The sequence below is a fragment of the Candidatus Termitispirillum reticulitermitis genome, from assembly GCF_054655775.1.
In genome coordinates this window covers 1-876 of the sequence record NZ_BAAIHG010000180.1, presented here as the reverse complement: position 1 = coordinate 876, position 876 = coordinate 1, and the positions used below count along the sequence as shown (strand labels likewise).

Sequence of the window (876 nt, the reverse complement as noted above, 5' to 3'; positions counted from 1 at the left end):
CGTGAGTTATATATGGACAGCATAACCTATAAATAGTGATTTTTGTGAATACACCACTGGCAGATTGTATAACATAACTATAAATTATGTCAATAGTTATATTAAAGATATTTTTTAGCGTTTTTTGCTTGTAGTTTTGCCTATCTGCTGCTGGTATAGTTTGTCAAAAGAGGTTAAGATTATGTCTATAGACGAACTTGGACAGCTCGCTTATGGGCAAACCTGTTCCACAGACGATATTCTGCGCATAGCTGGCAGTAGCAATAAGCAGGCTGGCACGTATCTGTTGCCTCCGCTTGGCAAGGCGGGAAGTTATGAGGCGGTAATCGTAAAGTGCATATTAGGTAGTGAAAGGTATCCGAACAGGTGGGTTGACCAAGGGCGTGGGCTGTTCAAGCTATATTTTGAGAGGAACGGGGACGCAGATGCAACGTTAGAGTTGGAAACCAACAGGGCGAGGTTGCAGTCAGATGTGTATATTTTCATAAAACTTTCAATTGGTGTATATAGGTTTGCGGGTGTTTTTAGGCATAAATACAATGGCACAGACGACAGTGGCTTGTTATGGGCTGTATTTGAACGCAAGCATAAAGAGTTTGCCGAATATGTAGGCGAGCGTGTGCGCCAGCATAGGAAGAGTATAGGGCTTACGCAAGAGGACGCTAGTGCACAGCTGAATATATCATCGCAATTTTTATCAGAGATTGAACGTGGTGTAAAGGGCATATCAGCAGAGACGTTGCATAAAATATGTGAACTATTCCACGTATCTGCTGATGATATATTGCCCGAAAGACAGTCGCTTGACGAAAACCACAATATTGTTCAGAAGGTTTCAACTATTGACAGAAAATACTTCCCCGCATTAGAGGAGCT

Annotated in this window: 1 protein-coding gene; it reads left to right on the top strand. The window is 42.0% G+C overall.

What is annotated here, in order from left to right; genetic code table 11:
• Window positions 1–160: 160 nt before the first annotated feature.
• The coding region (locus AC1MDJ_RS08135) for a helix-turn-helix domain-containing protein (protein ID WP_479690412.1) at window positions 161–876 on the top strand (716 nt) is incomplete at its 3' end.